This window comes from Allomuricauda sp. d1, from assembly GCF_039592695.1.
GTDB lineage: Bacteria > Bacteroidota > Bacteroidia > Flavobacteriales > Flavobacteriaceae > Flagellimonas_A.
This window is the reverse complement of sequence record NZ_JBBUTK010000003.1, coordinates 537,261-564,074: the sequence shown is the minus strand read 5'-3', so window position 1 is coordinate 564,074 and position 26,814 is coordinate 537,261. Positions and strand designations below refer to the sequence as shown.

The following is a 26,814-nucleotide window of genomic DNA, read 5'->3' as shown; positions in this document are numbered from 1 at the left end:
AGTGAACTCATTTAAACTTTTTGGATTGAAGCGAAAATTAGCAGTTTTGTGCCCATTTGCAGGCTTTTTCTAGTTGCATAGCTGGGCTACGGAAGGAAAAAAAGTCAAAAAATGGGCGCAAAAAAGCAATTTTATAGCCAATTGAAAAAGTTTAAATGAGTTCAGTAGCTTTGTGCTGTAAAAGTACGCATCACAGGTAGAATACATGGGTGAAAATGGCAAAATAAAATTGGGGATATCCATCGGGGATTTAAATGGAATAGGCTGCGAGGTGGCCCTGAAGACCTTTGAAGATAAACGGATGCTCGATTTTTGCACCCCGGTTCTTTTTGCTTCGAACAAAACGATCTCGTTTCAAAAAAACGCCCTGAACCTGAACCTTACCTTTAATGGGATACCCTCAGCAGACAAAGCACTTGACGGTAAACTCAATGTGGTCAATGTTTGGAAAGAATCGCCAAAAACCGAATTTGGCAAAGCAACGGATGAAGGAGGAAAATTTGCCATCAAATCATTGCGAGCAGCCGTTGAAGCTCTCAAAACGGGTGTGATAGACACTCTGGTGACCGCCCCAATAAACAAGAACAATGTTCAGGCAGATGACTTTAAATTTCCAGGCCATACCGATTATCTCGCACAAGAATTTGATGGCGAAAGTTTAATGCTCATGGTTTCTGAAGGGCTTCGTGTCGGGTTGTTGACTGATCATATCGCTGTAAAAGATGTAGCAGTGGCCATTACCCAAAAACTGGTGCGAAACAAAATCCAGATCATGGCAAAGACCCTGCGAATGGATTTTGGCCTGCGAAAACCCAAAATCGCCTTATTGGGAATCAATCCGCATACCGGAGACAATGGCACCATTGGCAATGAAGACCAAAAAATCATCATGCCCGTGATAAAAGAACTGTTTGACAAGGGCGAAATGGTCTATGGCCCTTACGCCGCTGACAGCTTTTTTGGTTCAAAAAACCATGAAAAGTTTGATGGAATTTTAGCCGCCTATCATGATCAAGGGCTGATACCCTTTAAGACACTGTCTTTCGGCAAGGGCGTGAACTTCACGGCAGGGTTGTCAAAAGTACGCACATCGCCCGACCATGGCACGGCCTATGAAATAGCAGGTCAGGGCAAAGCAGACGAAGGTTCGTTCAAAGAAGCGGTCTTCTTGGCCCTACAGGTTTTCAAGAATCGCAGGGAGTACCAAGAACTGGTTTCAAATCCGTTAAAAAAACAAACGCCCAAGAAGTCCGCATAAAATAAGTAGCTTCAATTGGGCATTCACAAATAAATACTATCTTTGCACCCGCTATAACCGAAACGGGTTGAGCCGTTTATATGGCGAAGGTTGCAAATCTATTAGGAGAAGATGGGAAACAAGGAGTTTACAATTCCTTTTTCAGGATTAAAAGAGGGAAGCCACGGATTTGAATACCAACTCAACAACACGTTCTTTGAGTCTTTTGATTACAACGAGTTCAATGGGGCGGCCATCAAGGTAAAAGCCATCTTAAAAAAGATGTCGACCATGATGGAGCTTGATTTAGATGCGGGCGGCACGGTCAATGTTGATGGTGATCTCAGCGGAGAACCCTTTGATCAGCCGGTCAATGCGAACCTACATTTGGTCATCAAGTTTGGGGAAGCTTATGACGACACCGATGATGAGATTCTGATTATTCCCCATGGAGAACATCAAATCAATATTGCACAGTATGTATATGAGATGTTGGTGTTGGCGGTTCCACAGAAGAGAATCCATCCGGGGGTGCTAGACGGCACTTTAAAATCAGACATGCTCGACAAATTGGAAGAGCTGCGATTGAAAGACGAAAAAAGTAAATCAGATACGACCGACCCCAGATGGGACGGATTAAAAAAATTATTAACAAACAAATAGGAAACGATGGCACATCCTAAAAGAAAAATCTCGAAAACCAGAAGAGATAAAAGAAGAACACATTATAAGGCTACCATGCCCACCATCGCTAAAGACTCTACAACTGGCGAGATGCACTTGTACCACAGAGCGCACTGGCATGAGGGTAAACTCTATTATAGAGGCCAGGTTTTGATTGACAAGACCGAAGAAGAGACAGCTGCCTAAAGGCATTGATTCAATGACAGTATAGACTCCCGGTGATGAACCGGGAGTTTTTTTATGGAAAACACTTTGCGAACACAAAATCTAATTTTGGCCAAGATGTTGCAAAAAATCACTACTTTTCATCGTTTTTGGGTCAAAAAACACGATTTTTGACGAAAATATCCCTCAGATGAACAAAACTACGGCAGCGATTACAGCTGTGGGAGCCTATGTCCCGAAATTTGTATTGACCAACAAGCTGTTGGAGACCATGGTCGAAACTACCGATGAGTGGATTACCACCCGAACTGGAATCAAGGAACGGAGAATACTAAAAAAAGAGGAAGGAGAAGGCACTTCATATCTTGGCATCAAGGCTGCTGAGAACTTAATCGAGAAAAGCGGGATCGACCCTGCTGAAATCGATATGGTCATTTTGGCTTCTGCCACCCCTGATATGCCCGTGGCGGCCACTGCATCCTATATCGCCGCTGAGATTGGAGCAGTAAATGCTTTCTCGTACGATTTGCAGGCTGCATGCTCCAGTTTTTTGTACGGCATGTCGACTGCGTCAAGCTATATTGAGTCTGGTCGTTACAAAAAAATATTGTTGATCGGGGCAGATAAAATGTCGTCAATCGTCGATTATACGGATCGCACGACCTGTATTATTTTTGGTGACGGTGCCGGGGCAGTATTGTTTGAGCCCAATGATGAAGGGCTTGGGGTTCAAGATGAATACTTGAGAACCGACGGTGGGGGCAGGCAATTTTTAAAAATTGATGCGGGGGGGTCTCTGCTTCCTGCTTCGGAAGAAACCGTAAAAAACAAGCAACACTACGTCTTTCAAGACGGTAAATCAGTATTCAAGTTTGCCGTTTCTAATATGGCGGATGTTTCCGTTTTGATGATGGAGCGAAACAACTTAACTTATGATGATGTAAACTGGCTTGTGCCCCATCAGGCAAACATGCGTATCATTAATGCAACAGCTAATCGCATGGGGATTGATGAAAACAAGGTGATGGTAAACATAGATCGCTATGGCAATACCACATCTGCTACATTGCCACTTCTGTTGCATGATTATGAAGACAAACTAAAAAAAGGCGATGACCTTATATTTGCTGCCTTTGGGGGCGGATTTACTTGGGGTGCCATTTATCTGAAATGGGCCTATAACTAAAAGAGAACAACTAAATTACATTCCATGGATATCAAAGAAATTCAAAGTCTAATCAGGTTCGTGGCCAAATCAGGTGCCAGTGAGGTTAAATTAGAGATGGAGGATATCAAAATCACCATCCGTACTGGTAGTCACGGTTCGGCACCAGAGACCACTTATGTGCATCAGGTACCAATGGCACCGGCTCCCGCAGCTCCAGTAGTCGCAGCCCCTGCCCAAGAGGCCACGGAATCCCCATCAAAGGAAAAAGAGAGTGCCGATGACGATTCAAAGTATATCACCATCAAGTCACCGATTATAGGCACATTCTACAGAAAACCCTCACCCGACAAGCCACCTTTTGTTGAGGTAGGTCAAGATATTTCGCAGGGTGATGTGCTTTGTGTCATTGAGGCGATGAAGCTTTTCAACGATATTGAATCTGAAGTGTCTGGTAAGATTGTCAAGATTTTGGTTGATGATTCCACTCCAGTTGAGTTCGATCAACCGCTGTTTTTGGTAGACCCCAGTTAGGTAACCAAAGGTTTAAAGTTTAAAAGTTTAAAGCGATTGCATTAAACCCACTAAACCACAAACCATAAACTCTTACACTAAAAAAATGTTCAAAAAAATATTGATAGCAAACAGGGGAGAGATTGCACTTCGTGTGATTCGAACCTGTAAAGAAATGGGCATCAAAACCGTTGCAGTCTATTCAAAGGCAGACGAAGAAAGCCTACATGTTCGTTTCGCAGATGAGGCCGTGTGCATCGGCCCTGCACCCAGCAGTGAATCGTATCTCAAAATACCGAACATCATTGCAGCAGCAGAGATTACCAATTCAGATGCCATTCATCCGGGGTACGGCTTTCTTTCAGAGAATGCAAAGTTCTCAAAAATCTGTGCAGAATCAGATATCAAGTTTATCGGGGCTTCTGCAGAACAGATTGAAAAGATGGGCGACAAGGCCACTGCCAAGGAGACCATGAGAAAAGCCAAGGTGCCTACTGTACCGGGTTCTGAAGGGCTGCTCAAAGATGTGGCCCACGCCAAAAAAGAGGCCAAGAAAATGGGGTATCCGGTCATGATTAAGGCAACCGCAGGCGGTGGTGGAAAAGGCATGCGCGCCATTTGGTCCGAGGATGAAATGGAGAAGAACTTCAACAGCGCGGTTACCGAGGCAAAGGCAGCTTTTGGCAACGGCGGGATGTACATGGAAAAGCTGATAGAAGAACCTCGACACATTGAAATACAGGTTGTCGGGGATCAATTCGGCAAGGCTTGTCACCTTTCTGAACGCGATTGTTCAGTGCAACGTCGCCACCAAAAATTGACCGAAGAGACCCCATCACCGTTCATGACCGACAAACTGCGTGATGAAATGGGCAAAGCTGCGGTAAAGGCTGCCGAGTTCATCAAATATGAAGGAGCGGGAACGGTTGAATTCTTGGTAGATAAGCACCGCAATTTCTATTTCATGGAAATGAACACCCGAATTCAGGTCGAGCATCCGATTACCGAACAGGTGATTGACTACGATTTGATTCGTGAACAGATTTTGGTGGCTGCTGGCGTTCCCATTTCTGGTAAGAACTATACCCCGAAACTGCACTCCATAGAATGTCGCATCAACGCTGAAGACCCGTATAACAATTTCAGGCCTTCACCGGGGAGGATAACCACACTGCATACTCCAGGCGGGCACGGGGTTAGACTGGACACCCATGTGTACAGTGGGTATATTATTCCTCCGAATTATGATTCGATGGTGGCCAAATTGATCACCACGGCACAGACCCGTGAAGAGGCCATCAACAAGATGCGTAGGGCACTCGACGAATTCGTGATTGAGGGCGTAAAGACCACGATACCCTTTCACAGACAACTGATGGATCACCCCGATTATTTGGCGGGCGATTACACCACAAAATTCATGGAGGATTTTGAAATGGATGAAAAGTACGATTATTGATTAAAGCCCTGATTTATTCAGGGCTTTTTCTTTTTTATGCAGCTGAGTTACTGGGAATATAAAACATGGTTTTCAAACATTGACCACACCGTCGTGGGGAGCGGTATTGTAGGACTATCCACAGCAATCTTTCTGAAAGAAAAATATCCCAAAGCAAAAGTAGTGGTTTTGGAGCGTGGCGTTCTCCCACAAGGCGCAAGCACAAAAAACGCAGGCTTTGCCTGTTTTGGCAGTCTTTCAGAAATATGCTCCGACTTAAAGGCGCACTCAGAAAAGGAGGTGATTGGGCTGATATGGCAACGCCACAAGGGCATACAACTGCTTCGAAACTTGCTTGGAGATGACCGAATAGGATATCAACGGCTTGGCGGGCATGAAATTTTTCTCTCCAAAAATGAAAATTTGTTTGAGGAGTGTCTCCAAAGGATGGCTGAAGTCAACGAATGGCTACGCCCAGTTTTTGGAGAACCTCCTTTTGCGTTGACAAAAAACAGGTTTGGGTTTAAAGAAATCAATCCCCAATACATTACACATCAATTTGAAGGCCAGTTGGACGCAGGAATGATGATGAAATCACTTCTCGACTTGGCCGTTAAAAAAGGGGTGCATATATTCAATTCGGTCGAAGTTTTAGAGTACGACGATACAGGCGACGATGTCAGCTTAAAAACAGATGCTTTTGAGTTTTCTACAAGAAAACTGATTATAGCCACCAATGGTTTTGCAAAGCAGTTTCTAAAAGAAGAAGTCAATCCAGCTCGGGCACAGGTGCTGGTAACAAAGCCAATCAGATATCTTCATATTAAGGGCGCCTTTCATTTTGATGAAGGGTATTATTATTTCAGAAACATCGATGGACGCATTTTATTCGGCGGGGGAAGAAACCTCGATTTTAAGGTCGAGACAACAACAAAGTTGAACACGACGGAGAAGGTTCAGAACAGACTTGAGGCACTTTTATCGACGGTAATCCTTCCAAATACACCTTTTGAAATTGAACACCGCTGGAGTGGGATCATGGGTGTGGGCAACCAAAAAAAGCCCATTGTGAAAGCACTTTCAGATAATGTATTCTGTGGAATCCGATTGGGCGGAATGGGCGTTGCCATTGGCAGTACGGTGGGCAAGGAATTGGCAAGCTCAATCTAAAACCGAATCACACTATCTTCTTGGTCACAGATTAAGCCACTGTTTGAACTCGGCAGCCTTATTTTTGCTGATGATGATATCGACCTCAGAATTTGGGTTCACCAGTATCTTCAATTGGTTGTTGCCATATCTTACAATTTTATCTATGGCAGATATGGCAATGATGAATTGCCTGTTCGCCCTAAAAAAGTAACTGCTGTCAAGATTCGAAAACAGTTCATCAAGACTCAGGTTGGAAGTGGAACGCTTGCCGTCGTCACATACTACATAGGTAATGGTATTCTCGGTATAGATATGGGCAATCTCTTCTATGGAAATGGGCAACAGTTCGTTGCGCAAATAGGTCAGTATCCTTTTTTTTGTCGTGCCGTCTTCAATTTTCTTGGCCGGGTTCTTTTCACTGACCTTCTGTTGATAGTCACCTACCGCCCTGTTGAGTTTGGCAAGATTGATAACCTCATCAGAAAGTTTCTGGTTTTTTGCCTCTAATCGTTTTTCATACGAACTGCCGATAAGTCTTACGGCAATTACGGAGGTTAAGATCATGACCAGCCCCATGATACCCAAAATGGTGTAGAACCTATTTCTAAGATTATCGATTTCATTTGATATTTTGTCGATATTGGCATGGGCCGCTACCATCCAATCAGTACCATTGACAGGATATAGGTACACGACTTCTGAATCTTGGGAATCACCTTCAAAATCACGAATGCCCCCCGCTTCCCGCTTTAATTTTAGGAGCTCATAAAAATCTTCAGGGGTCAAATCGTCAGAAACTGAAGACACAAACGACTCTTTGGGCGAGATAAGTTGGCCTACCTTATTGTTTTCCGGATGACAAACTATTCGGCCAGACCAATCGAACATACTTATAAAGCCCATATCAAGATTGGCCTTTGAGATACTGTTTTGCAGTGCCTCAATAGTTTGTTCTTTTCCTGAACCGTTTTCAATTTGCGCTCCTATAAAGGTTGCAATTTCTTTTGCCTCACGCTTGCTTGATTCCAGTTGGGTGTTCAGTAACCTATCTGCACCGTACTTTACAAAATACTCGATGGCCACGCCAGAGATCAAAATAAAAATCAGGGTGACGGCCAAAAAGCTTAATAAATAAAGTCTGTCTTTCTGCATTTTGAAAAATGTACCTGCAATTTAAAGATTCAATTCGCAAACATGAAAGATTTACCATATAGGTGAAATTTTAAACCCCCAATTTTTCCCTTTCACATTCAAGAATTCCCTTTCACACAGATTCTTACTTAGTAAGATGCCAAATATCAGTTGCTTAGCACCACAGAATCACAAACGGAAGAAAAATGAACAAGACCAAAATTTTACTGATAGGATGCTTTCTGGCATTGCTGACTTCCTGTACGTACGACAGTGAAAACGATTTGATTGCCCCTGATGGCACGGACAATGAAGATGATGGGTCTGGGGAAGACCCGACAGATTCGGCCATTACTTATGATGACACCATCAAGGCAATAGTTGACTCCAACTGTATTTCGTGCCATTCCAGTCCGCCACGAAACGGGGCACCTTTCGCATTGGTAAACTTTTCACAGGTAAGTGCGAGGGCAAACGGAATCTTAAGTGCCATATCCAGGCAATCCGGAGCAGCTGGGGCAATGCCTCCTGCAGGGCGTTTGCCGCAAAGTACCATTGATGCTTTTGATGAATGGATTGAAAAAGGAACACCTGAAAATTAAATATAACAAATTAAAGATCCTTAAAAATGAAAATACGACGAACCACTATAACGATTACACTGCTGCTTTTGGCATTTACCAGTTTCAAATCAACGGCCCAACGATTGGTCGACAAAAACGGAACGGTTGAGTTTGAAGCATCTGAGGCCTTGTTCGAGCCCGTTGAGGCCAAAAACGAATCGGTCACAGCCGTTATGGACACCGAAAAAAATGAAATAGCCTCTTTGGCTTTGATAAAAGGATTTCGATTCAAAAACTCGTTGATGGAAGAACACTTTAATGAGAACTACATCGAATCAGAAACCTATCCCAAAGCCACATTCAAAGGAAAACTTATTGATTTTAACATCACTGACTTGGGCAATGAACCCAAAAAAGTGCGCGTAGATGGGAAATTACAATTGCATGGAAAAGAAAAGAACATTGATACGCATTTAGATGTTAGCAAGTCTGGTGATGGTGTTGTCATCAGGGGTTCGTTCATTGTCACCCCTGATGATTTTGACATCAAGATCCCATCGATTGTCAAAAACAAAATTGCCAAAGAAGTAAAGGTGTCCCTTGATTTTAATCTCAACTGATCATGAAAAAGAGACGGCTATATATCATCGGATTGGTTGTTTTGGCACTGGCAATTTTGGCAGGGGTTGCCTACAACATGACCTTTAACTCAAAACACCGGGAAATATCAAAAGAAGAGGCCACTTTTCAGATCGCAGCTGATGAACTGCAATACTTTTTTGCAAACAACGAAGCCTCTTCGGTTCAAAAGTATATGGATGAAGTCCTTGAGGTTTCTGGAACAATAACAGAGGTCGAACAGAACAGCATCGTGCTTGACAAAAGGGTCATGGTCAATTTTCTGGCCAACGCTGAAAACAATTTTGAAGATGGACAGCCCATCGTAATCAAGGGAAGATGTGTCGGCTTTGATGAATTGTTGTTACAGGTAAAAATTGACCAAGCCTCGGTTATTGACAAGAGACATCAACTATAAAACAAAACAAACATGAAAAATTTTATTTGCATACTGCTGCTGTTGCCATTTGGACTTTTAGGCCAGGATGATTTGTTGGCCGAATTGGATACGGTAGAAGTGGATGATTACAAAAGCGCCGCTTTTAAAGGCCTTAAGATTGTAAACTTCGAATCCACAAAAATGGTCTCATCAAAGGAACTTTATTTTGTGGTCTCCCACAGATTTGGCTCTGTGAAAACAGGGTTTGAAGATTTTTTCGGGTTGGACCAAGCCGTGACCCGACTGAATTTTATTTACGGTATTTCCGATGGCATCAACATTGGTGTCTCAAGAAGCTCTTTTCAAAAAATCTATGAAAGCTCACTAAAACTTAGACTGTTTAGGGAGAAAAAAGGAGGTTTTCCGTTCACCATTGTCAGTTCAAACAACATTTTGGTGAATACCGCTTTGGACGAAGTTGTACTACCTGGGCTTGAGTTTGAAAACAGATTGGGCTACACCGCACAACTTTTAATATCAAAAAAGATAAGTGAAAGTTTGTCTTTACAGCTTATGCCAACATTTTTTCACGACAACTATGTCGCAATAAATGAACAGCACAATTCACAATACGTCATTGGTTTTGGGGGAAGACAAAAACTGACCAAGAGATTTTCACTCAATTTTGATTACGGACTTCATTTAAACCGGGCAGAGACTTCACCTTTTAGAAATTCACTTTCGGTAGGGGTAGACATTGAAACAGGGGGCCACGTCTTTCAGCTTCATTTTACGAATGCCCAGCCCATGAATACCAATGGCTTTTTGGGTCAAGGCACTGGTGATTGGGGGTCGGGGGATTTTTTCTTCGGATTTAACCTTTCAAGAGTATTCAATTAACAAAAACATACATGAAAACAGCAACAAAAAGAAATGTGGCAAAAATTGAAGTTCAAAAGAGCTTTTGCAGACGATGCCAATTTAAAATCAAGGAAGAGCTTCAAAAAATTGAGGATATCGCCGACATCAACCTTTATCCAGAATATGCGATGGTCATTTTCAGTTTTTTCAGGGCGAACGAACTGGCGGTCGCTTTGAACACATTGACCGAGATGGGTTATCCTGAAATTGGGGAAATACCTTCCCAAACCCAGTACGGCAAAAGACTTGTTTGCAATTGTTGAGACCAAATACAACAAAAACGAAGTATAACAAAAATGCATTCCGCTTTAAAGCCCATTTTTCCGCTTGACACTACTTTATTAGGTAAACGGCCGTAGTTAGGGCGTTCTTTGGGCCAGTATTAATTCTAAAAACAAACAAAATGAAAAAGATGATTTTAGCATTGTTGGTAATAACAGCCATAGCAGCTTGCGAGACAGATGATGGTTATGGTGGTGACCCAAACCCGCCTGATCAAGGTGAAGACCCAGGGGATGATGACGGAAGCTCTGAAGACCCAAACCAAGTTCAATTGCGAAACGACGCCACATTTGGTCAAGTATTGACAGATGCCGATGGTTTTACACTTTACTTTTTTGCACCAGACAGTAAGGGTGATGCCAATTGCCTTGGCGATTGTGCTGATGTTTGGCCTGCTTTTAACCCTTCAGAATTGACTTTGGATGAGGGCCTTGATACAGCTGATTTTGGCGCCATTACACGAGAAGATGGCGCTGAACAAACAACCTTTAAAGGATGGCCATTGTATCGCTTCGTCAATGATGCGGCAGCAGGTGATGTCAACGGTGATGGATCCGGGGGAGTGTGGTTTGTGGCAAAACCTGATTACTCAATTATGGTTACCAGAGCACAATTGGTGGGGCGCGATGCCGATGGCAACGAAACCAACCTTACTTCAACCTACCAACCAGGTGATGAGGAAACATTTTACATGACCAATGCCAGTGGGCGTACCATTTATCATTTTTCAAATGACAAGGAAGACACGAACACCTTCACCAACGAAGACTTTTCAAATGATGGAGTATGGCCCATTCTTAAAATAGATGTTGTCAATATCCCCAGCATTTTTGATCCCTCGGATTTTGGCACGATCGATGTTTTCGGCGAGACCCAGGTAACCTATAAAGGTTGGCCTTTGTACTACTTCGGCGGAGACGAAAATAGGGGTGATAATTTTGGTGTAGGTTTCCCAGTTGCTGGTATTTGGCCAATTGTCAATCCAGATACGGAGCCAGCTCCAGAAAATGATGACCAACAGTCAGAAGTTGAAAGAACGTTTGAAGTGGGCAATGTTGGTGCCACTGCTTATACATTTGCTTTTACTGATGTTCAAAATCCTGAAATTGAACTGATAAGGGGCAAAACGTATGAATTTAACGTAGATGCTCCCGGACATCCGTTTTTAATCAAGACCAATCAAAGCACCGGTACTGGCGATACTTTTGATGATGGTGTCACGAATAATGGTGCTGCGACAGGTACGATTTCATTTACGGTGCCTGAAGGTGCACCTGACGTATTGTTCTACAATTGTGAATTTCACGGTACCATGACGGGCAGAATACGGATTGTCGATGAAGATACGAGCAGCTCGTTCACGGTTGGAAATATTGGTGCTTCCTCCTACACCTTTAGCGATAGCGGTTTGGATGAAGCTGAAAACCCAAATTTTACATTGACAAGGGGTAGAACCTATGTTTTTAATGTTGATACTCCCGGCCATCCATTTTTGATAAAGTCGGTCCAAGGCACAGGCACAGGCGATACTTTTGATGATGGGGTTGCAAATAATGGGGCTTCATCTGGTCAGATAACATTTACAGTACCTCAAGACGCTCCTGATAAGCTTTTTTACAATTGCGAGTTCCATGGTTCGATGACGGGCATATTTGTGATTGTAGACTAAGGAGATCTGAAAAATAAGTTTAGTGTTTGATTAGTTAAGTTTGGTTAGCTCTGGGGAACCTATTTGGGTTCCCCAGTATTTTAACAAACCATCATGCGCAAGAACAAAAACGAGTATCGGGTTAATTTTCTTTTTAAGAACTTTACAAGGCTTATGACAAATTCAAAACACATCGTTGCCCTCATTTTTTTGTCATTGTTTTTGGTTTGTTGTGAAAGTATATTTCAAAAAGACATTACAATGGTTGCGCCCATTGCATTTTACAGTGCCGACGAACTTATTAATGATTTAAAAAACGATGAAAGTTTTCCTAAGGAAGGAGTGGTGTCAGTAAAAGGATTCATAAAGGAGACAAATACTAAAAATGGTAAATTCAACATTCTGATCAGGGGAAACACCAACCGTAACCATTACATAATTTGCGAAATGAACGAATCTTTTGAAAACTCTAAATTTGGTTTGTCAGAAGGTGATGCCATTGACATCAAAGGTGTTCTAAAGGGATATCTGAATGATGTAATACTGTTAAATTGTGTCATGAACAATACTTTGCAAAATGAATAAGGTGTTTATGCTCATATTGACCATGGTGTTCAGTGTGCAAACCGATAATTCAGAAAAGGTGATTTGCAGACAGGGCAGTGTCTCTTTCTTCTCATACACTTCAGTAGAGAACATCAAGGCCCAAAACAACCAGGTGTCAAGCATAATCGATTTCGAAAGTTCGAAAATCGCAGTCAGTATGCTTATGAATGCTTTTGTGTTTGAAAAGGCTCTGATGCGTGAGCATTTTAACGAAAGCTATATTGAATCGGATATTTATCCAAAAGCCACCTTTGAAGGCAAAATCATAGATTTTGATCCTTCTATCGAAGGCGAACAGACCAGAATGGTCAGGGGTACATTTTCAATGCACGGGGTCAACAAAGAGTTGGAGATAAAGACCAAAATTGAGAATATAGAGGGCAAGTATGTGCTGTCGGGCACATTTGAGGCCTATGTCAAAGACTACAATATAAAGATACCGCCACTTTTGGCGGGAAATATTGCAAAAACTATTTCTGTGGATTTTCGATTTGAATATGAACCCTATGAAAGCTAGAGCGCTAATCACGTTTATGATTTGGGCAGCTGTGGCAAATACCATGGTCGCGCAAGACCTTTTGGGCATTCTTGAAGAGGAGCAGCAAGATATTCCACAATATACCCAAGCCACGTTCAAGTTCAGTAGAATTGCTTTCGGGCACTCCATTGAGACCCGAAAAAAAGGGATATTGGATGTTTTCGTGGCCAACCGTTTTTGGAACACTCCCGAACAAAGAACCCAGAGTTTTGCCGCAGATCGTTTGAGCACCCGTATCGCATTGGAATATGGTGTCAGCGATAGGTTTTTGATGGGATTCGGCGGCACTACCTTTGACGGGCTGTTCGACGGTTATCTGAAATACAAACTGGTACAACAACGCAGCGACCAAAAGGGGTCACCCTTCAGCATTACGCTGCTTCAAAGTGCCAGTTATTTTAGCGAGGCCCTGACCGCACCCAATATTCAAGATGATTTTGCAGACCGGCTTTCATATACGACGCAAATGCTCATCGCCAAAAAGGTCACTCCTAATTTCTCGCTTCAAATCGCGCCTACGTTTGTCCATAGAGGGCTTGTGTTTTCAGAAGAAGACCCCCAAAACCATTTTGCCATTGGCTTTGGTGGCAGGTACAAGCTGGGCAATCATGTTTCGGTGGTTTCAGAATATTATTACAATACCAACCCTGTAGAATCTTTTGACACTTATGGCCCTTTTGCCTTGGGCGTAAATTGGGAAATAGGCGATGTCATGTTGCAGTTTATGCTCACCAATGCGGTCCGTATGGTCGAGGATGCCTTCATCACACAAACGAGGCATAATTTCAATTTCAGAAACCCGAATTTAAACTTTGGGTTCAATATGACCTATGTGATTCACTTTAAACGGAACTTAAAAAAAGTGCAGGACAACAATCAGCAAGATTGATGTATTCTTTTTGGCCAAAAGATTGAAAGAATCTGATTTAACTTTTCCTTAAAACCGCAAACCATGTTCTTCACTATCTTTAATGGATTAACCAAAAACAAACACTCATGACAACACAAGAAGTAGCAGACAAATTGGTTCAATTCTGCAGGGAAGAAAAGTACAAAGAAGCCTATGATCTATATGCGGATGATGCCGAAAGCATAGAGATGGACGGAATGCCCGGTGAGAAGGTGACCAAGGGAAAAGAAAACATCTGGAATGCTTATCTCGAATGGGCTGAAGGCATTGAGGAAATCCATGGAGGTTCTGTGGGCGACCCCGTAGTTGCTGCAAATCATTTTGTGGTACCAATGTCTATGGATGCCACTTTCAAAGGACAAGGCCGATGGGCTTTTGATGAACTGTGCGTTTATGAGGTCGAGAACGGAAAAGTCAAAAAAGCGCAGTATTTCTATGAAGTCCCAGAAATGGGATAGCCTTCCGATTACCTATCTGCATGCAGGCGAGTTCCTCTCCTAACAAAGGGAAATCTTATGGGTTGTCCCCTTGAGGGGACAGCAAGCTTTGGTTATACCAAGCTTGCAGGGGTGTTAAAAATCAGGCTTCTTTCGGTTGATTTTCTTCTCTGAAGATCTTCTTTTTGATTTAAGACGCTTTTCTATTGAGGATTTTGAAGGCCTTGTGCGTTTCCGTTTTTTGGGAACGTACAAGGCCTTTTTCAATACATCGAAAAACCGTTCAACAACCTGCTTTTTATTTTGATGCTGGCTTCTTGCCTCGTCACATTGCAGCACCAAAACACCTTCATTGGTCAGACGATGCGATATTTTTTCTTGAAGCCGTTCTTTTTCTTCAGGCTTTAAGCCCAATGAGTTGGCAACATCAAAAGAAAGCTCCACTTTTGAGGCCACCTTGTTGACATGCTGTCCACCAGCACCACTGCTTCTAACAGCTTTGAACTTTAGCTCTCCCAAGATTTTATCCTTGTTCACAAAAGTGATTTTTCACGAAGGTACGCTTTATGACCGGGCGAGATTTGACAGTCGCAAATTGACCAACTCCAAAGGAATGTTCAGATACACCAAAATATCGGAATCAATCCTTTTTTTGCTTTGAAAGAGGACGGTCTGCCCGTTTTCAGCAAGTCCTTCCGTAAGATAGTGGCTTCCCCTGAAAAAACTCTTTTTTACGGTGACCTCGACCCCTGAACTGGCAGAAATCTCAAATTCGTGGGGATATACCAAAATGGTCTGGTCTTGTTTGGCATACTCCTTTAGAAGTCCGATAGGAAGCGCATTGACCTGACCAAACAACGTTGCAATGTATTTTTCTCTCGGATTTTTATAGAGGACCGTTGTATTGCCAAAAGCAATTTTTTGGCCATTGCGCAGCACAATGATATCATCAGAAAACGGAAGCACGTCCTCAGGGTCGTGGGTCGCTGTAATTACGGTAACACCTTTGGCCTTGAGGTACGGAAACAGGCGATGCCGCAATTCATTCTTTTTAAATTGGTCGATACTGCTAAAAGGCTCATCAAGCAACAATAGTTCAGGTTCTTGGGCCAGTGCCCGCGCCAATGCCACACGCTGTTGTTGGCCACCGCTAAGGCTCTTGACCTTGGTATTGGCAAAATCTTGCAAGCCTACAATATCCAAAAGTTCTTGTATGCGGTCATGGTGGTGTTCCCTGTCAAAAACGGAAAGATGTTCCCCCACGTTTTCGCTTACATTGGTGAAAGGCATCAGATCAAAATCCTGTGATACATACTTCATGGTCTTTTCCCCGGGCACCAAGTTGAAGTTTGGCCCGAGGACTTCATCTCCGTTCCATAAAATGGCCCCTTCATCCAAATGCAACAATCCGTATATGGCCTTGAGCAAGGTACTTTTGCCAGAACCACTTTCACCCATAATGGCCAAGTGTTTTCCTTCAAGGTGATCAAAGGATACATCTTCCAAAACGGGATGCTTTTGATATGAAAAAGTAATGTTCTCGACGGTCAGCATAGCAAAAAAGAAAAAATCCGCTTCTATTGAAACGGATTTTTAGCACGATTTATTCTGTTGTTGCCTTATCCTTTGAACTCTTTAAGCACCGCTTGATTGGGCAGTTCATCATACCCCATGTTGAACAGCGTGAAACCAAAGATGTCGGCATATTGCTCGATGGTCTTGCTCACAGGCGTACCCGCACCATGACCGGCATTGGTCTCAATGCGAATCAAGGTGGGATTGTCACCCATTTGTTTTGACTGCAATTCGGCAGCAAACTTAAAGCTATGGGCAGGCACTACGCGATCGTCATGGTCAGCCGTTGTAATCAAGGTCGCCGGATATGCAACACCTTCTTTGATGTTGTGCAGGGGCGAGTATCCTTTGAGGTATTCAAACATTTCTTGACTTTCTTCAGAGGTGCCATAATCATAGGCCCAGCCTGCACCAGCGGTAAAGGTATGGTAGCGAAGCATATCCAAAACACCGACAGCGGGCAACGCCACTTGCATCAAATCAGGGCGTTGTGTCATTGTCGCACCGACCAGAAGCCCGCCGTTTGAACCACCGCGTATCGCCAAATATTCTTTTGAGGTGTAGTTGTTGTCGATAAGATATTCCGCGGCAGCGATAAAATCATCAAACACATTTTGCTTTTGTGTTTTTGTACCTGCGATATGCCATTCTTTTCCGTATTCACCACCACCGCGAAGATTGGGCACGGCATACACACCGCCCTGTTCCATCCAAACCGCATTGACAATACTGAATCTGGGGGTCAGGCTGATGTTGAATCCGCCATAGCCATATAAAATGGTCGGGTTCTTTCCGTTGAGCTCAATTCCCTTTTTATGGGTGATGATCATGGGTACTTTAGTACCATCTTTTGATTCGTAGAATACTTGGTTCGATTCATAATCTTCGGGATTAAAATCGATTTCTGGCTTCCAATACAGCTCATACTCGCCAGTTTCAACATTGTATTTGTATGATGAGCCCGGGGTTTTGTAATTGGTGAAATAAAAGTAAAACTCGGTATCCTCTTTTTTGCCCCCAAATCCGTTGGCACTGCCCACACCAGGCAATTCGACCTCTCTGACCAAGTTGCCTTCATAATCGTATTGCAATACTTTAGAGATGGCATCGACCATATATTCCGCAAAGAAATAGCCGCCACCGGTACCCGCTGTCAATACGTTTTCGGTTTCAGGGATAAGGTCTTTCCAATTGTCAGGAGTGGGATTTGATGCATCAGTGACCACTATCTTTTTGTTCGGGGCATTTCTGTCGGTGACCAAGAATAATTTTGAACCTTCGTTATCGATGACATAGGTGTTAGAATCCGCCATGTCAAGAATGGTCACCAACGGACTGTTTTCTTTCGTCAAATCTTTCAAGAACAGTTTTCGGCCATAGGTCGATGTTGCTGCGCTGATGTACAAATATCGCCCGTCGTCTGAGACGCTACCACCAATATAGCGGTGTTTTTCTTCAGGCACACCGCCATAAATAACCTTGTCCTCTGATTGTGGGGTGCCCAGTTTGTGGTAATACAATTTGTGTTGATCGGTCTTTGCAGACAGTTCACTGCCCTTTGGTTTATCGTAACTGGAGTAGAAAAAACCGTCGTTGCCCTTCCACGAGATGCCACTGAACTTCACTTCAACCAAAGTGTCTTCAACAATTTCTTTGGTTTCAGAATTTAAGGTAATGACCTTTCGCCAATCACTCCCGCCTTCAGAAATGGAGTAGGCCGCCAAAGTACCGTCTTTGGTAAAACTGAGTCCGGCAAGTGATGTGGTGCCGTCTTCAGAAAAGGTGTTGGGGTCTAAAAACACTTCTGCATCATTGTCTCCTTTTTTCCTGTAGACCACGTATTGGTCTTGCAGGCCATCATTTTTATAGAAATACGTATAATCGCCCTCTTTGAACGGAGCGCTCAGTTTTTCGTAATTCCATATTTTTTCGAGACGATTTTTTATATCGTCCCGAAAGGGAATACTGTCTAAATACCCAAAAGTGACCTTATTCTGTTGGGTTACCCATGCTCCGGTCTCTTGGCTACGATCATCTTCAAGCCAGCGATACGGATCGGGCACTTCGGCTTCAAAATAGGTGTCAACGGTATCGACAGTTTTGGTTTCAGGATAGTTCACCACAATAGGTTCTCGTTCTTTTTCAGTTTTGCAGGCCGCAAAGATAAGCACTGCCATTAGGATGGAAAGTTGTCTCATTTTCGATAGGAATTAGTTGCGCTAAAAATAACGCAATTGCGTTGGATGCCAGCCAAGAAGGACAAGTCTTAACGTTTTTTAACGCTAAATATAAATTGTCCCCTTGAGGGGACAGTCCGCGATATGCGGACAGGGGTGTCAGGGGTTGCTTCAGACCCCTCCGTCTGCTGACGCCGATGCTTCGACTGCGCTCAGCATGACACTTCAGCATCCACCTCCACTCATCTGAGTGGAGGAGCTTCATTTAATTTAAACTAAGTTTTTCTCCACCAAATACTCCGCAATCTGCACCGCATTGGTGGCGGCACCCTTGCGGAGGTTGTCAGAGACAATCCACATGTTCAACGTGTTACGTTGCGTTTCATCACGGCGAATGCGCCCCACAAAGACCTCATCTTTGTCATGGGCATAAATGGGCATGGGGTAGGTGTTGGTATCGGGATTGTCCTGTACCACGATACCGGGAGTTTCGGAGAGCAGTTTTCGAATCTCAGATAGCTCAAAATCATTATGAAATTCCACATTGACAGATTCTGAGTGACCCCCAGCGGTGGGAATGCGCACTGCGGTAGCAGATACCGAAAAGGTACGGTCGTCCAATATTTTTTGGGGCTCACGCGCGAGTTTCATTTCTTCTTTGGTGTAGCCGTTTTCTAAAAACACATCGCAATGGGGCAATGCATTTCGGTTGATGGGGTACGGATAGGCCATTTCGCCCTGTACTCCTGCCATTTCATTTTCGAGTTGCTGAACGGCTTTTACACCCGTACCCGAAACGGATTGATAGGTAGAGACCACCACCCGCTTCATTTGATATTTTTTGTGCAAAGGATTCAAGGCCATCACCATTTGAATGGTAGAGCAGTTGGGGTTGGCAATGATTTTATCATTCTTGGTCAAGAGGTGGGCATTGATTTCAGGCACCACGAGTTTTGTATCGGCGTCCATACGCCATGCAGAAGAATTGTCAATCACGGTGGTGCCCACTTCTGCGAATTTCGGGGCCCACTCCAGTGAAGTGCTTCCCCCTGCCGAGAATATGGCAATGTCTGGTCGTGCGATGACCGCATCGGCCAAGCCAACAACGAAATGCTCCTTTTTCTTAAACAACAGTTTTTTTCCAACGGAACGCTCTGAAGCGACCAAGAGCAATTCCGTAATCGGAAAATTACGCTCTGCCAATACTTTTAACATCACCTCGCCTACCATCCCGGTAGCACCGACAACTGCTACTTTCATATCGTTTTAATTGAACAGCAAAGGTACTTCAGCTTGTCTTTAAAACAAGTCTTTTTGACAGAAATGGCAAAAAACAACAATTTGTTATAAATAAAACAACCGTCAATCTGTTAGCGAAACAGATTGACGGCTTTTAGATTAAAAATGGTGTAGCGGAAATCCTGAAATTTCAGGAGCTACGGTTATTTTTTCAGGTTATCCCTGATTTCCTTCAATAAATCAATTTCTGATGGCCCTGGGTCTGGTGCGGGCTCTTCGGGTTTCTTCATCCTGTTGACACCCTTTACAATCATGAACATCACAAAAGCCACAATGATGAAATCAATAACCGAAGTGATGAAATCACCGTACATTACCGCAACTTCACCTACCATTTCGCCGGCATCGTTCATTGTTCCCTCTTTAATAACATACTTTAAGTCTTTGAAGTCGGCATCAAATAATAGACCGATCAATGGCGATACAATACCTCCGGTAAAAGAAGTGACCACCCTATTGAACGCGGCACCCATGACAAAACCTACGGCGATGTCAACGAGGTTGCCTTTCATGGCAAATTCCTTAAACTCTTTAAGCATTTGAATTATAGTTTTTATGGTTAATACGGGGATAAGGTAATCAAAAAAAGAAAGAGAAATGAAAATTCATTCCTTGATTTTTCTTGTAACTCGTTGAGAAATAGCCGTCAATAGTTCATAGGAGAGGGTATTTGCTGATTTTGCGAAGTCTTCAGCGGAGTTTCCATCACCAAAAATGACAACTTCGTCACCTTCTTTGCAATCGATGTCGGTGACATCGACCATGACCATATCCATACAGACATTCCCTATGATTGGGGCTTTTTGCCTATGTATAGAGACATGAGTTTTACCATTACCGTATTGCCTACCGATACCATCCGCATGGCCAATGGGAAGCGTAGCCGTTGTGCGATACCCATCAGACGTATACGCCCGGTTATAACCGACCGATTCATGGGGCTCAATTTTGTGCAATTGTGATATGATGGTTTTTAGGGTGGCAACGGGCTTCAGTTCATTATCGATTTCAGGTTGGTTGCCATAGCCATACAACCCAATACCGCTTCGCACCATATCAAATTGTGCTTCCGGATAATTGACGATGCCCGAGGTGTTGAGCATGTGCCGCATGGGTTGGTACCCCAATCTCTTTGCCAGGGATGTATTTATTTTTTGGAAGGATGCTATTTGTCGCAAACTGAACTTTTCTTCGTCCCTGTCTTCAGATGCTGCAAGATGGGAAAAGAGCGATACAATCTTGATTTCATCCCTTCCTTCCAAAGTGTCCTGAATGAAATCCACATCACTTTCCCAAAAACCGAGACGGTTCAAGCCTGTGTTGAACTTGATATGTACTGGATAATCTTTTTGGCCTTTTTGTGAGGTTTTTTTTAAAAATTCTCGAAGTATTCTTGGGGAATAAAGGCTCGGTTCAAGGCAACGGTCAATCAATTCACTAAAATTGATTGTTTGGGGATGCAACACCAAGATGGGTAACCGTATACCAGCATCTCGAAGCAACACTCCTTCTTTGGCATAGGCCACAGCCAAATAATCCACCTTGAGCTTCTCCAGTTTTTTTGCAATGGTTACCATATCGTTACCGTATGCAAAGGCCTTGACCACGGCCAAAAATTTGGTGTTGGGGTTTAATTTTGCTTTGAGATAATTGAAATTGTGCGCTAATGCCGAAAGGTCAATTTCTAGCGTAGTTTCACCGATGTTACCCATTGGAGGCTTTCTTTTTTGGAACGACCTCTTCGGCATCTACGTTCATTTGGCTGATTTTTTCCTTGAGCATGGCCTTGTAGAAAGCAGCCCGGCTCAATGGTTCATATTCTTCCGTTTCCCCCAAAAGCACTAGTTTGTCATCATTCGATTTTCGAAAACTATAGTTGGCCAGGTTTCCTGTTCGGGTACATACCGCATGTACTTTGGTAACGTATTCAGCAGTGGCCATAAGAGCGGGCATAGGCCCGAAAGGATTCCCCTTAAAGTCCATGTCCAATCCAGCTACGACCACGCGCACTCCCCGATTGGCCAAGTCATTGCAAACGGCGACAATCTCATCGTCAAAGAACTGCCCCTCATCAATGCCTACAACATCACAGTCATCGGCCAGTATGCGAATGTTGGCAGCAGCGGGCACGGGGGTCGACCGTATTTCATTGGCATCGTGCGAGACCACCATCTCTTCATTATAGCGGGTATCAACGATGGGCTTGAAAATCTCGACCTTTTGCTTGGCGAACTGGGCACGTTTCAAGCGACGGATAAGCTCTTCGGTCTTACCTGAAAACATAGATCCGCAGATAACCTCTATCCACCCAAATTGTTCTTTATGATTGACCGTATTTTCGAGAAACATGCTAAAATTTTAAACGAAAGTGCTTCGTTTTTCGTTTTTAAATAAAAGAAGTATAAAAGTAGTGAAAATTATACCTTTGGTCTGCCCACAAAATTTAACCTTTTGTTCAATAAAGGGCATGGATTTTGGTGGTACATTTATATAAATTACAGAAAGCATGAAGCGCAAGATACGAGAAGAATTGGTCAAGCTCTCAACGGACATTATTACCTCAAGAGAAGACAAAGAGTTGACCGAGCTGTATGAACGAGCCAAAGAGCTGTATGAAAAACTTGCGGTGCTCAAATTCATCGATGAAAAGTTGAACGATATAGAAGTCGATGTCTCTAAAAATGTACTGGCATCGCGTTTTGAGAAAATGGCCACTGCCGTACTCAGTGGCAACACCTCGGTACCCGAGAGCAATCCACATGAAGAGGACATTATCACACCGGGCATGCAGACGATCAAAGACATGGTATCTGAAATGCCCAGCGAAGCGGTGGAACATATTTTTTCAGACTTTATCGCAAAGCCTGAGAATATGAAGAGTGATAAAGAAATTGTCAGTCCACGGCCAGTCGACATCGATCAGGCACCCAAAAAATCACTGAACGATAAACTGAATGTCAACAAGATACAGATTGGCCTCAATGACCGTCTTGCCTTTGTGAAGCATTTGTTCAACAACAATACCGATGATTATCAACGGGTACTTTCACAGCTCAATACTATAGATTCTGAAGAACGCTCTTTGGCCTTTATCGATAACATGGTAAAGCCCGAGTATAACAATTGGGAAGGCAAAGAGGAATACGAAGCAAGATTTAAGTCATTGATACAACGAAAATTTGCTTAATTTTTTTGGTTAAATTGGATGATGTAATCAATCCAATCCAATCCTTATGCTAAAGAAAGTTCTTTTCTGGGCGTCTACTGCGGTGTTGACGTTCATCATGCTATTTTCCGTTTACAACTATTTTTTTAATCACGAATCCATCAAAGGGGCCTTTGAGCACTTTGGCTACCCAACGTATTTGATTTATCCAATGGCAATCGCAAAGATTCTGGGGTTGATAGCAATCTGGGGCAATTTCTCAAAAGGGCTCAAAGAATGGGCCTATGCAGGCTTTTTTTTCAATACCATACTTGCTTTTTTCGCCCATTATATCACGGATGGAAACGGTGTGCTCTTTTCGTCCATTGCCTTTATTTGTGTTTTGATTTCCTATTTTACAGGAAAAACGGTAAGGCCGTAATTTGGGTCTATGGGAAAATTATATCTGGTTCCGACACCTATCGGCAATTTGGAGGATATCACGCTTCGAGCAATTTCTATCTTAAAGGAAGTGGATGTAGTTCTTGCTGAAGACACCCGTACCAGCGGGAAGCTTTTGAAGCATTTTGACATCGAAACATCGCTGCAAAGCCACCACATGCACAACGAGCATAAAACCGTGGATGCCCTGGTAAAACGCATGAAATCCGGGGAGACCATGGCATTGATATCCGATGCGGGCACCCCGGCCATCTCAGACCCCGGATTTTTATTGACACGAGCGTGTATCGAAAATGGGGTTGAGGTCGAATGTTTACCAGGTGCGACTGCTTTTGTACCGGCATTGGTGAACAGCGGTTTACCCAACGACCGATTTGTTTTTGAGGGATTCCTCCCCATAAAAAAAGGCCGCCAGACCCGATTGCAACAATTGGCCGAAGAGACCCGAACGATGGTCTTTTATGAAAGTCCGCATAAGTTGGTCAAAACCCTGACCCAGTTTGTAGACTATTTTGGCGCGGATCGGCCCGTGTCGGTTTCCCGTGAGCTGACAAAATTGTATGAAGAAACCATTCGGGGCACTGTAAAGGAGGTTTTGGAGCATTTTGAGGCACATCCCCCGAAAGGGGAGTTGGTCGTTGTGGTTGCGGGCAAAAAATGACTACCCGAACAATCTATTTTAGTATTTTGGCCTGAATGTACACACCTTGGATTATCACAGCGGTGACCGTTGTTGCAGTCTATTTTTTAGACCGGTGGGAAAACCGATACATCAAATCACTTTTTGACTGGGTGCCCGCAATCTTGTTGGCGTATGTGATACCCGCATTGTTTTCTTTGGTACTACAAAAAGATTTTTCCGGGGCGGCCATCCATGATTATAGCAAAGATTTTTTCATTCCGCTGGCAATTATATCGGTCATGTCAAGTCTCTCTTTTCGCCAGTTGAAATCCGTGGGAATCAAACCCATTGTTGTGTTCGTGGCGGGCAGTATGTTCATTGCGCTGTTTCCAGTATTGGCCGTTTATGGTTTTTCATCATCAGACTGGGTCAACACCACTTTGGTTGCAAAACAGTACTGGATGGGGATTCCACCTGTCGTTGGAGGTTGGATTGGAGGCAGCACCAGCCAACTGGTATTGAAAGAACTGGTCAACTGCCCTGAGAACATCTTTCTGACCATTTTGGTAATGGACAATATTTTGGTCAATATCTGGACCATCTTGATGTTTCAAGGGATAAAGAGGAGCCACCAATTGAACAGTTGGTTTGCAATTTCGGATACAAAGATGCCCGACGAGCTTGACTTAAAAAAAGAAAAGACGCTATCACCAGTTTTGACCCTGCTGATTTTTATAGCTTTAGTAGGGGTCTTTCATTTTCTGGTGGATACCTTTGTTATCAAGGTAGTGCTCTTTTCATTATTGGGACTGGCCTTGAGCAATTTTATAAAAAGTTGGAACAACACCTTTTCATTAAAGGTGGGAAGCATCTTGATTATTTTGGTCATGGCGGTCTTGGGGCTGAAACTGCAATTCGCCACCTTCGGATTTAATTGGGCCTTTTTCGGGTTCTTGATAGTTTGGCTGGTCGGCCATTTTGTCTTTACCGTAGGGGTTGCAAAAGTGCTGAACGTAAACATGGCCTGGGTGCCGATTGCCAGCATGGCCAATGTGGGAGGCATTGCCACGGCCCCCGCCGTTACGGCCGCCTATAATAAAAAATGGATGCCCCATGCCATAGTATTGGCTATTCTAAGCATGGCTACCGGCACTTTTTGGGGTATGCTGACGATTTATCTGTTGGGCATTATGATATAACCGCACCATGTCTTGTCAGGAAGTGCAGGGGTTTTCGACCAAGAAACCGTGAGGTCCAGATCAATGTTACACAACTTTTTTCCTGATATCAACAAGGTCTATTATTTGACCCAGCCCGCTCTTTTTCATATCATATCGGGCTCTGGGGGTATACAGGTTGATTTTGAAAATTATTTTGGTTGGACCAACAAGGCCATTTTTTTGGAAAAAGGGCAATATGTCAAGTTTCTATCTGATGATTTCAAGGTGGAGAAAATGGAATTTTTCGATAGTGGAATCCTTGACGACAGAGCGGCGAGGGTGTTGTTCAAACATTTGGTGTCGCTGGGGCATATCGATTTTTCTTCCTGTGTTGATTGTAATAAGGACATGGAAGTATTCAATACGGCAAATAATCCAAAAGAAATCATTAAAGCATTTTCCCAGCAATGGTTTTTGCAAAACCCATTTGAGGCCACCGAGGAAGAATATGAAGTCATATTCGATATCAAGGAAATCGTTGACGCTAAATATGATAAGCACCTAAAGTCTCAAGAGTTGGCGTTGTTTATCAACGACAACAATGAAAAAGTGCAGACCCTAATGAAAGAGAAAGTTGGGCTGTCAGTCAAGGGCCTATGGGAGCGTAAACGATGGGCAGAGAGCCGCAAAGAAGTGGCGTTGACCGATAAGAGCATTCAAGAAGTTTCGTATGCGATGGGGTATAAAGACCCGGGTTATTTCAACAGGGTGTTCAAACAGAAAGCCAGAGCCACCCCAAATGAGTTCAGGCAGCATTTTGATTATGACAATCGCGATACATTCGTACAAGATATTGTGGCGCTTGTTCGACAACACCATAAAGAACAACATCAGTTATCGTTTTATGCCGACAAAATGAACCTCTCGGTCAAAACACTGCAGAAAAAGACCAAAGCAAAACTTGGCGATTCGCTTGGCAAATTGATTCGCCAAGAAATTGTCGATTCTTCGAAAAAAATACTGGCACAAGATGCTTCGATAAAAGAGGCAGCCTTTACCCTTGGTTTTGAAGAGGCCAACCACTTCACTTCTTTTTTCAAACGCTACACGGGCGTGAACCCTTCTTCCTTCAAAAGCGAAATCTACAATTAATCGCTCCTTTTTTGTAGCCTTCCAACGTTCCTTTCAATTGAAATTTGCAGGGTATTTAAATCAAGTTTTTAACCCAAAACAAAGCAAATGGATATTAGAAAACTAGTAAAAGAGATGGATGGCATGGTTGCCGAAGGGGCAATAGTAGATGCCGTCGAGAAGTTTTTTGCCAACAGCGCAGAAACTTCTGACTACAATCAGGTGACCACTAAGAACAAAGGCCAGATGATTGAGAAAATGACAGGTTTCACAGGAGCCATAGCCAATGTCAATGGCATAACCCTGCATAACACTTTGGTTGATGGTAATGTCTCGGCCTCTGAGTTCACCTTTGACTTTAAGATGAAAGACGACAGTTCAATTTACTGGCACGAAATCATAAAACGTGTCTGGAATGACGACGGGCAGGTCATTTTTGAAGAATACTTCAACGCCTAATTCAAGAGCTATGAAACTAAGGTTTATTACCCCGACACTTCATGGAGTGGCCGATTATACAGCTGGAATGGGCTTAATTGTGGCGCCTTTCCTCTTGAATTTGGGAGAGACCTCAAATGTGGCCCTATGGTTTTCGGTGATGACGGGCATTGCTGTATTGGCGGCTAGTCTGTTGACCGACTATAAATTGGCCGCGTATCGGTTGATTCCCTTTCAGGGCCATTTGGCCATAGATCTATTGGTGGCCGTAACCTTTATGGCCGTGCCATTTATTTTCAATTTTTCGGGCATCGATGCCATCTATTATTGGTTCAATGCCACGGTAGTTTTTTTGGTGGTCTCGTTGAGTGCCAGCAAATAATTTTTAATACAAGTATTAATCTTTAATTTTTAACAA

General features: G+C 43.3%; 32 protein-coding genes. 24 read left to right on the top strand and 8 right to left on the bottom strand.

The annotated features are described in order from the left end of the window. The first annotated feature begins 205 nt into the window (after nt 1-205). The 7 genes from pdxA to AAAH86_RS14310 all read left to right on the top strand — a co-directional run bounded on the left by pdxA (nt 206) and on the right by AAAH86_RS14310 (nt 6,372). Nucleotides 206-1,258: a 4-hydroxythreonine-4-phosphate dehydrogenase PdxA gene (gene pdxA, locus AAAH86_RS14340; RefSeq protein WP_343488338.1), complete on the top strand. Its 1,053-nt coding sequence runs from the start codon at nt 206-208 to the stop codon at nt 1,256-1,258. 111 nt (nt 1,259-1,369) lie between these two features. Beyond that, nucleotides 1,370-1,900, top strand: a complete 531-nt coding sequence (locus AAAH86_RS14335; protein ID WP_343488337.1) for a DUF177 domain-containing protein — start codon at nt 1,370-1,372, stop codon at nt 1,898-1,900. Nucleotides 1,901-1,906: 6 nt separating this feature from the next. Further along, the gene (gene rpmF / locus AAAH86_RS14330; RefSeq protein ID WP_343488336.1) at nt 1,907-2,107 is read left to right on the top strand and encodes a 50S ribosomal protein L32; all 201 of its coding nucleotides are present in this window, start codon (nt 1,907-1,909) and stop codon (nt 2,105-2,107) included. Nucleotides 2,108-2,276: 169 nt separating this feature from the next. Continuing rightward, a complete protein-coding gene (locus tag AAAH86_RS14325) occupies nt 2,277-3,272 on the top strand; it encodes a beta-ketoacyl-ACP synthase III (protein WP_343488335.1) in 996 nt (331 codons plus the stop codon). A 24-nt stretch (nt 3,273-3,296) separates the two neighbouring features. Continuing rightward, the gene (gene accB / locus AAAH86_RS14320; RefSeq protein ID WP_343488334.1) at nt 3,297-3,785 is read left to right on the top strand and encodes an acetyl-CoA carboxylase biotin carboxyl carrier protein; all 489 of its coding nucleotides are present in this window, start codon (nt 3,297-3,299) and stop codon (nt 3,783-3,785) included. 85 nt (nt 3,786-3,870) lie between these two features. Further along, complete coding sequence (gene accC, locus AAAH86_RS14315; RefSeq protein ID WP_343488333.1) at nt 3,871-5,223, top strand: acetyl-CoA carboxylase biotin carboxylase subunit; 1,353 nt, start codon at nt 3,871-3,873, stop codon at nt 5,221-5,223. Between the two features lie 36 nt (nt 5,224-5,259). Continuing rightward, entirely contained in the window at nt 5,260-6,372 is a 1,113-nt protein-coding gene (locus tag AAAH86_RS14310; RefSeq protein ID WP_343488332.1) for an FAD-dependent oxidoreductase, read from the top strand. A 24-nt stretch (nt 6,373-6,396) separates the two neighbouring features. On the opposite strand, the gene AAAH86_RS14305 is transcribed toward AAAH86_RS14310, so the two are convergent. Continuing rightward, nucleotides 6,397-7,506, bottom strand: coding sequence for a LytTR family DNA-binding domain-containing protein (locus tag AAAH86_RS14305; RefSeq protein WP_343488331.1), 1,110 nt, complete (start codon nt 7,504-7,506; stop codon nt 6,397-6,399). A gap of 185 nt (nt 7,507-7,691) precedes the next feature. Between AAAH86_RS14305 and AAAH86_RS14300 the strand changes: the two genes are divergently transcribed. The 10 genes from AAAH86_RS14300 (at nt 7,692) to AAAH86_RS14255 (ending at nt 14,408) form a co-directional block, all read left to right on the top strand. Beyond that, nucleotides 7,692-8,087 carry a hypothetical protein gene (locus tag AAAH86_RS14300; protein ID WP_343488330.1) on the top strand — a complete coding sequence of 132 codons (396 nt, stop codon included), beginning with the start codon at nt 7,692-7,694 and terminating at the stop codon, nt 8,085-8,087. Nucleotides 8,088-8,113: 26 nt separating this feature from the next. After that, nucleotides 8,114-8,668, top strand: coding sequence for a YceI family protein (locus tag AAAH86_RS14295; RefSeq protein WP_343488329.1), 555 nt, complete (start codon nt 8,114-8,116; stop codon nt 8,666-8,668). A gap of 2 nt (nt 8,669-8,670) precedes the next feature. After that, on the top strand, nt 8,671-9,084 hold the full coding sequence (locus AAAH86_RS14290; RefSeq protein ID WP_343488328.1) for a hypothetical protein: 414 nt from the start codon (nt 8,671-8,673) through the stop codon (nt 9,082-9,084). A 12-nt stretch (nt 9,085-9,096) separates the two neighbouring features. Continuing rightward, complete coding sequence (locus AAAH86_RS14285) at nt 9,097-9,945, top strand: DUF5777 family beta-barrel protein (RefSeq protein WP_343488327.1); 849 nt, start codon at nt 9,097-9,099, stop codon at nt 9,943-9,945. An 11-nt stretch (nt 9,946-9,956) separates the two neighbouring features. Then, nucleotides 9,957-10,229 (top strand): hypothetical protein, encoded by a 273-nt coding sequence (locus AAAH86_RS14280; RefSeq protein ID WP_343488326.1) that lies wholly within the window; start codon nt 9,957-9,959, stop codon nt 10,227-10,229. Nucleotides 10,230-10,369: 140 nt separating this feature from the next. Further along, nucleotides 10,370-11,917 (top strand): hypothetical protein, encoded by a 1,548-nt coding sequence (locus tag AAAH86_RS14275; protein ID WP_343488325.1) that lies wholly within the window; start codon nt 10,370-10,372, stop codon nt 11,915-11,917. A gap of 240 nt (nt 11,918-12,157) precedes the next feature. After that, a complete protein-coding gene (locus AAAH86_RS14270) occupies nt 12,158-12,481 on the top strand; it encodes a hypothetical protein (RefSeq protein ID WP_343488324.1) in 324 nt (107 codons plus the stop codon). Continuing rightward, complete coding sequence (locus tag AAAH86_RS14265) at nt 12,474-13,019, top strand: YceI family protein (RefSeq protein ID WP_343488323.1); 546 nt, start codon at nt 12,474-12,476, stop codon at nt 13,017-13,019. Before AAAH86_RS14270 ends, AAAH86_RS14265 begins: the two co-directional genes overlap by 8 nt. Then, entirely contained in the window at nt 13,009-13,929 is a 921-nt protein-coding gene (locus tag AAAH86_RS14260) for a DUF5777 family beta-barrel protein (protein ID WP_343488322.1), read from the top strand. The genes AAAH86_RS14265 and AAAH86_RS14260 overlap by 11 nt, the downstream gene beginning before the upstream one ends. Nucleotides 13,930-14,036: 107 nt before the next feature. Then, nucleotides 14,037-14,408: a SnoaL-like domain-containing protein gene (locus tag AAAH86_RS14255; protein ID WP_343488321.1), complete on the top strand. Its 372-nt coding sequence runs from the start codon at nt 14,037-14,039 to the stop codon at nt 14,406-14,408. Nucleotides 14,409-14,522: 114 nt separating this feature from the next. On the opposite strand, the gene arfB is transcribed toward AAAH86_RS14255, so the two are convergent. The 7 genes from arfB to AAAH86_RS14220 all read right to left on the bottom strand — a co-directional run bounded on the left by arfB (nt 14,523) and on the right by AAAH86_RS14220 (nt 21,787). Further along, nucleotides 14,523-14,924: an alternative ribosome rescue aminoacyl-tRNA hydrolase ArfB gene (arfB, locus tag AAAH86_RS14250; RefSeq protein WP_343488320.1), complete on the bottom strand. Its 402-nt coding sequence runs from the start codon at nt 14,922-14,924 to the stop codon at nt 14,523-14,525. A 27-nt stretch (nt 14,925-14,951) separates the two neighbouring features. Continuing rightward, nucleotides 14,952-15,941: an ABC transporter ATP-binding protein gene (locus AAAH86_RS14245; protein ID WP_343488319.1), complete on the bottom strand. Its 990-nt coding sequence runs from the start codon at nt 15,939-15,941 to the stop codon at nt 14,952-14,954. Between the two features lie 65 nt (nt 15,942-16,006). Next, nucleotides 16,007-18,160 carry a prolyl oligopeptidase family serine peptidase gene (locus tag AAAH86_RS14240; RefSeq protein WP_343488318.1) on the bottom strand — a complete coding sequence of 718 codons (2,154 nt, stop codon included), beginning with the start codon at nt 18,158-18,160 and terminating at the stop codon, nt 16,007-16,009. 249 nt (nt 18,161-18,409) lie between these two features. Beyond that, on the bottom strand, nt 18,410-19,399 hold the full coding sequence (locus tag AAAH86_RS14235; RefSeq protein ID WP_343488317.1) for an aspartate-semialdehyde dehydrogenase: 990 nt from the start codon (nt 19,397-19,399) through the stop codon (nt 18,410-18,412). Between the two features lie 182 nt (nt 19,400-19,581). Next, nucleotides 19,582-19,977, bottom strand: coding sequence for a large conductance mechanosensitive channel protein MscL (mscL, locus tag AAAH86_RS14230; protein ID WP_343488316.1), 396 nt, complete (start codon nt 19,975-19,977; stop codon nt 19,582-19,584). A 66-nt stretch (nt 19,978-20,043) separates the two neighbouring features. Beyond that, nucleotides 20,044-21,150: an alanine racemase gene (alr, locus tag AAAH86_RS14225; RefSeq protein ID WP_343488315.1), complete on the bottom strand. Its 1,107-nt coding sequence runs from the start codon at nt 21,148-21,150 to the stop codon at nt 20,044-20,046. Next, nucleotides 21,143-21,787, bottom strand: a complete 645-nt coding sequence (locus tag AAAH86_RS14220) for a thymidine kinase (RefSeq protein WP_343488314.1) — start codon at nt 21,785-21,787, stop codon at nt 21,143-21,145. The genes alr and AAAH86_RS14220 overlap by 8 nt, the downstream gene beginning before the upstream one ends. Before the next feature lie 157 nt (nt 21,788-21,944). On the opposite strand from AAAH86_RS14220, the gene AAAH86_RS14215 reads away from it, so the two are divergent. The 7 genes from AAAH86_RS14215 (at nt 21,945) to AAAH86_RS14185 (ending at nt 26,778) form a co-directional block, all read left to right on the top strand. Then, nucleotides 21,945-22,625 carry a hypothetical protein gene (locus AAAH86_RS14215; RefSeq protein ID WP_343488313.1) on the top strand — a complete coding sequence of 227 codons (681 nt, stop codon included), beginning with the start codon at nt 21,945-21,947 and terminating at the stop codon, nt 22,623-22,625. A gap of 46 nt (nt 22,626-22,671) precedes the next feature. Beyond that, entirely contained in the window at nt 22,672-23,025 is a 354-nt protein-coding gene (locus AAAH86_RS14210) for a DoxX family protein (RefSeq protein ID WP_343488312.1), read from the top strand. A gap of 9 nt (nt 23,026-23,034) precedes the next feature. Continuing rightward, on the top strand, nt 23,035-23,706 hold the full coding sequence (rsmI, locus tag AAAH86_RS14205) for a 16S rRNA (cytidine(1402)-2'-O)-methyltransferase (RefSeq protein WP_343488311.1): 672 nt from the start codon (nt 23,035-23,037) through the stop codon (nt 23,704-23,706). Nucleotides 23,707-23,741: 35 nt separating this feature from the next. After that, entirely contained in the window at nt 23,742-24,866 is a 1,125-nt protein-coding gene (locus AAAH86_RS14200; RefSeq protein ID WP_343488310.1) for a DUF819 family protein, read from the top strand. Between the two features lie 63 nt (nt 24,867-24,929). Continuing rightward, nucleotides 24,930-25,979 carry an AraC family transcriptional regulator gene (locus AAAH86_RS14195; protein ID WP_343488309.1) on the top strand — a complete coding sequence of 350 codons (1,050 nt, stop codon included), beginning with the start codon at nt 24,930-24,932 and terminating at the stop codon, nt 25,977-25,979. 87 nt (nt 25,980-26,066) lie between these two features. Then, on the top strand, nt 26,067-26,417 hold the full coding sequence (locus AAAH86_RS14190) for a hypothetical protein (protein WP_343488308.1): 351 nt from the start codon (nt 26,067-26,069) through the stop codon (nt 26,415-26,417). A gap of 10 nt (nt 26,418-26,427) precedes the next feature. Next, the gene (locus AAAH86_RS14185) at nt 26,428-26,778 is read left to right on the top strand and encodes a hypothetical protein (RefSeq protein WP_343488307.1); all 351 of its coding nucleotides are present in this window, start codon (nt 26,428-26,430) and stop codon (nt 26,776-26,778) included. The last annotated feature ends 36 nt before the right edge of the window (nt 26,779-26,814 follow it).

Coding starts and splice junctions, on each gene's coding strand:
- pdxA (WP_343488338.1), top strand. CDS start 206: ATGGGTGAAAATGGCAAAATAAAATTGGGGATATCCATCGGGGATTTA.
- AAAH86_RS14335 (WP_343488337.1), top strand. CDS start 1,370: ATGGGAAACAAGGAGTTTACAATTCCTTTTTCAGGATTAAAAGAGGGA.
- rpmF (WP_343488336.1), top strand. CDS start 1,907: ATGGCACATCCTAAAAGAAAAATCTCGAAAACCAGAAGAGATAAAAGA.
- AAAH86_RS14325 (WP_343488335.1), top strand. CDS start 2,277: ATGAACAAAACTACGGCAGCGATTACAGCTGTGGGAGCCTATGTCCCG.
- accB (WP_343488334.1), top strand. CDS start 3,297: ATGGATATCAAAGAAATTCAAAGTCTAATCAGGTTCGTGGCCAAATCA.
- accC (WP_343488333.1), top strand. CDS start 3,871: ATGTTCAAAAAAATATTGATAGCAAACAGGGGAGAGATTGCACTTCGT.
- AAAH86_RS14310 (WP_343488332.1), top strand. CDS start 5,260: ATGCAGCTGAGTTACTGGGAATATAAAACATGGTTTTCAAACATTGAC.
- AAAH86_RS14305 (WP_343488331.1), bottom strand. CDS start 7,506: ATGCAGAAAGACAGACTTTATTTATTAAGCTTTTTGGCCGTCACCCTG.
- AAAH86_RS14300 (WP_343488330.1), top strand. CDS start 7,692: ATGAACAAGACCAAAATTTTACTGATAGGATGCTTTCTGGCATTGCTG.
- AAAH86_RS14295 (WP_343488329.1), top strand. CDS start 8,114: ATGAAAATACGACGAACCACTATAACGATTACACTGCTGCTTTTGGCA.
- AAAH86_RS14290 (WP_343488328.1), top strand. CDS start 8,671: ATGAAAAAGAGACGGCTATATATCATCGGATTGGTTGTTTTGGCACTG.
- AAAH86_RS14285 (WP_343488327.1), top strand. CDS start 9,097: ATGAAAAATTTTATTTGCATACTGCTGCTGTTGCCATTTGGACTTTTA.
- AAAH86_RS14280 (WP_343488326.1), top strand. CDS start 9,957: ATGAAAACAGCAACAAAAAGAAATGTGGCAAAAATTGAAGTTCAAAAG.
- AAAH86_RS14275 (WP_343488325.1), top strand. CDS start 10,370: ATGAAAAAGATGATTTTAGCATTGTTGGTAATAACAGCCATAGCAGCT.
- AAAH86_RS14270 (WP_343488324.1), top strand. CDS start 12,158: ATGGTTGCGCCCATTGCATTTTACAGTGCCGACGAACTTATTAATGAT.
- AAAH86_RS14265 (WP_343488323.1), top strand. CDS start 12,474: ATGAATAAGGTGTTTATGCTCATATTGACCATGGTGTTCAGTGTGCAA.
- AAAH86_RS14260 (WP_343488322.1), top strand. CDS start 13,009: ATGAAAGCTAGAGCGCTAATCACGTTTATGATTTGGGCAGCTGTGGCA.
- AAAH86_RS14255 (WP_343488321.1), top strand. CDS start 14,037: ATGACAACACAAGAAGTAGCAGACAAATTGGTTCAATTCTGCAGGGAA.
- AAAH86_RS14245 (WP_343488319.1), bottom strand. CDS start 15,941: ATGCTGACCGTCGAGAACATTACTTTTTCATATCAAAAGCATCCCGTT.
- AAAH86_RS14240 (WP_343488318.1), bottom strand. CDS start 18,160: ATGAGACAACTTTCCATCCTAATGGCAGTGCTTATCTTTGCGGCCTGC.
- AAAH86_RS14235 (WP_343488317.1), bottom strand. CDS start 19,399: ATGAAAGTAGCAGTTGTCGGTGCTACCGGGATGGTAGGCGAGGTGATG.
- mscL (WP_343488316.1), bottom strand. CDS start 19,977: ATGCTTAAAGAGTTTAAGGAATTTGCCATGAAAGGCAACCTCGTTGAC.
- alr (WP_343488315.1), bottom strand. CDS start 21,150: ATGGGTAACATCGGTGAAACTACGCTAGAAATTGACCTTTCGGCATTA.
- AAAH86_RS14220 (WP_343488314.1), bottom strand. CDS start 21,787: ATGTTTCTCGAAAATACGGTCAATCATAAAGAACAATTTGGGTGGATA.
- AAAH86_RS14215 (WP_343488313.1), top strand. CDS start 21,945: ATGAAGCGCAAGATACGAGAAGAATTGGTCAAGCTCTCAACGGACATT.
- AAAH86_RS14210 (WP_343488312.1), top strand. CDS start 22,672: ATGCTAAAGAAAGTTCTTTTCTGGGCGTCTACTGCGGTGTTGACGTTC.
- rsmI (WP_343488311.1), top strand. CDS start 23,035: ATGGGAAAATTATATCTGGTTCCGACACCTATCGGCAATTTGGAGGAT.
- AAAH86_RS14200 (WP_343488310.1), top strand. CDS start 23,742: ATGTACACACCTTGGATTATCACAGCGGTGACCGTTGTTGCAGTCTAT.
- AAAH86_RS14195 (WP_343488309.1), top strand. CDS start 24,930: ATGTTACACAACTTTTTTCCTGATATCAACAAGGTCTATTATTTGACC.
- AAAH86_RS14190 (WP_343488308.1), top strand. CDS start 26,067: ATGGATATTAGAAAACTAGTAAAAGAGATGGATGGCATGGTTGCCGAA.
- AAAH86_RS14185 (WP_343488307.1), top strand. CDS start 26,428: ATGAAACTAAGGTTTATTACCCCGACACTTCATGGAGTGGCCGATTAT.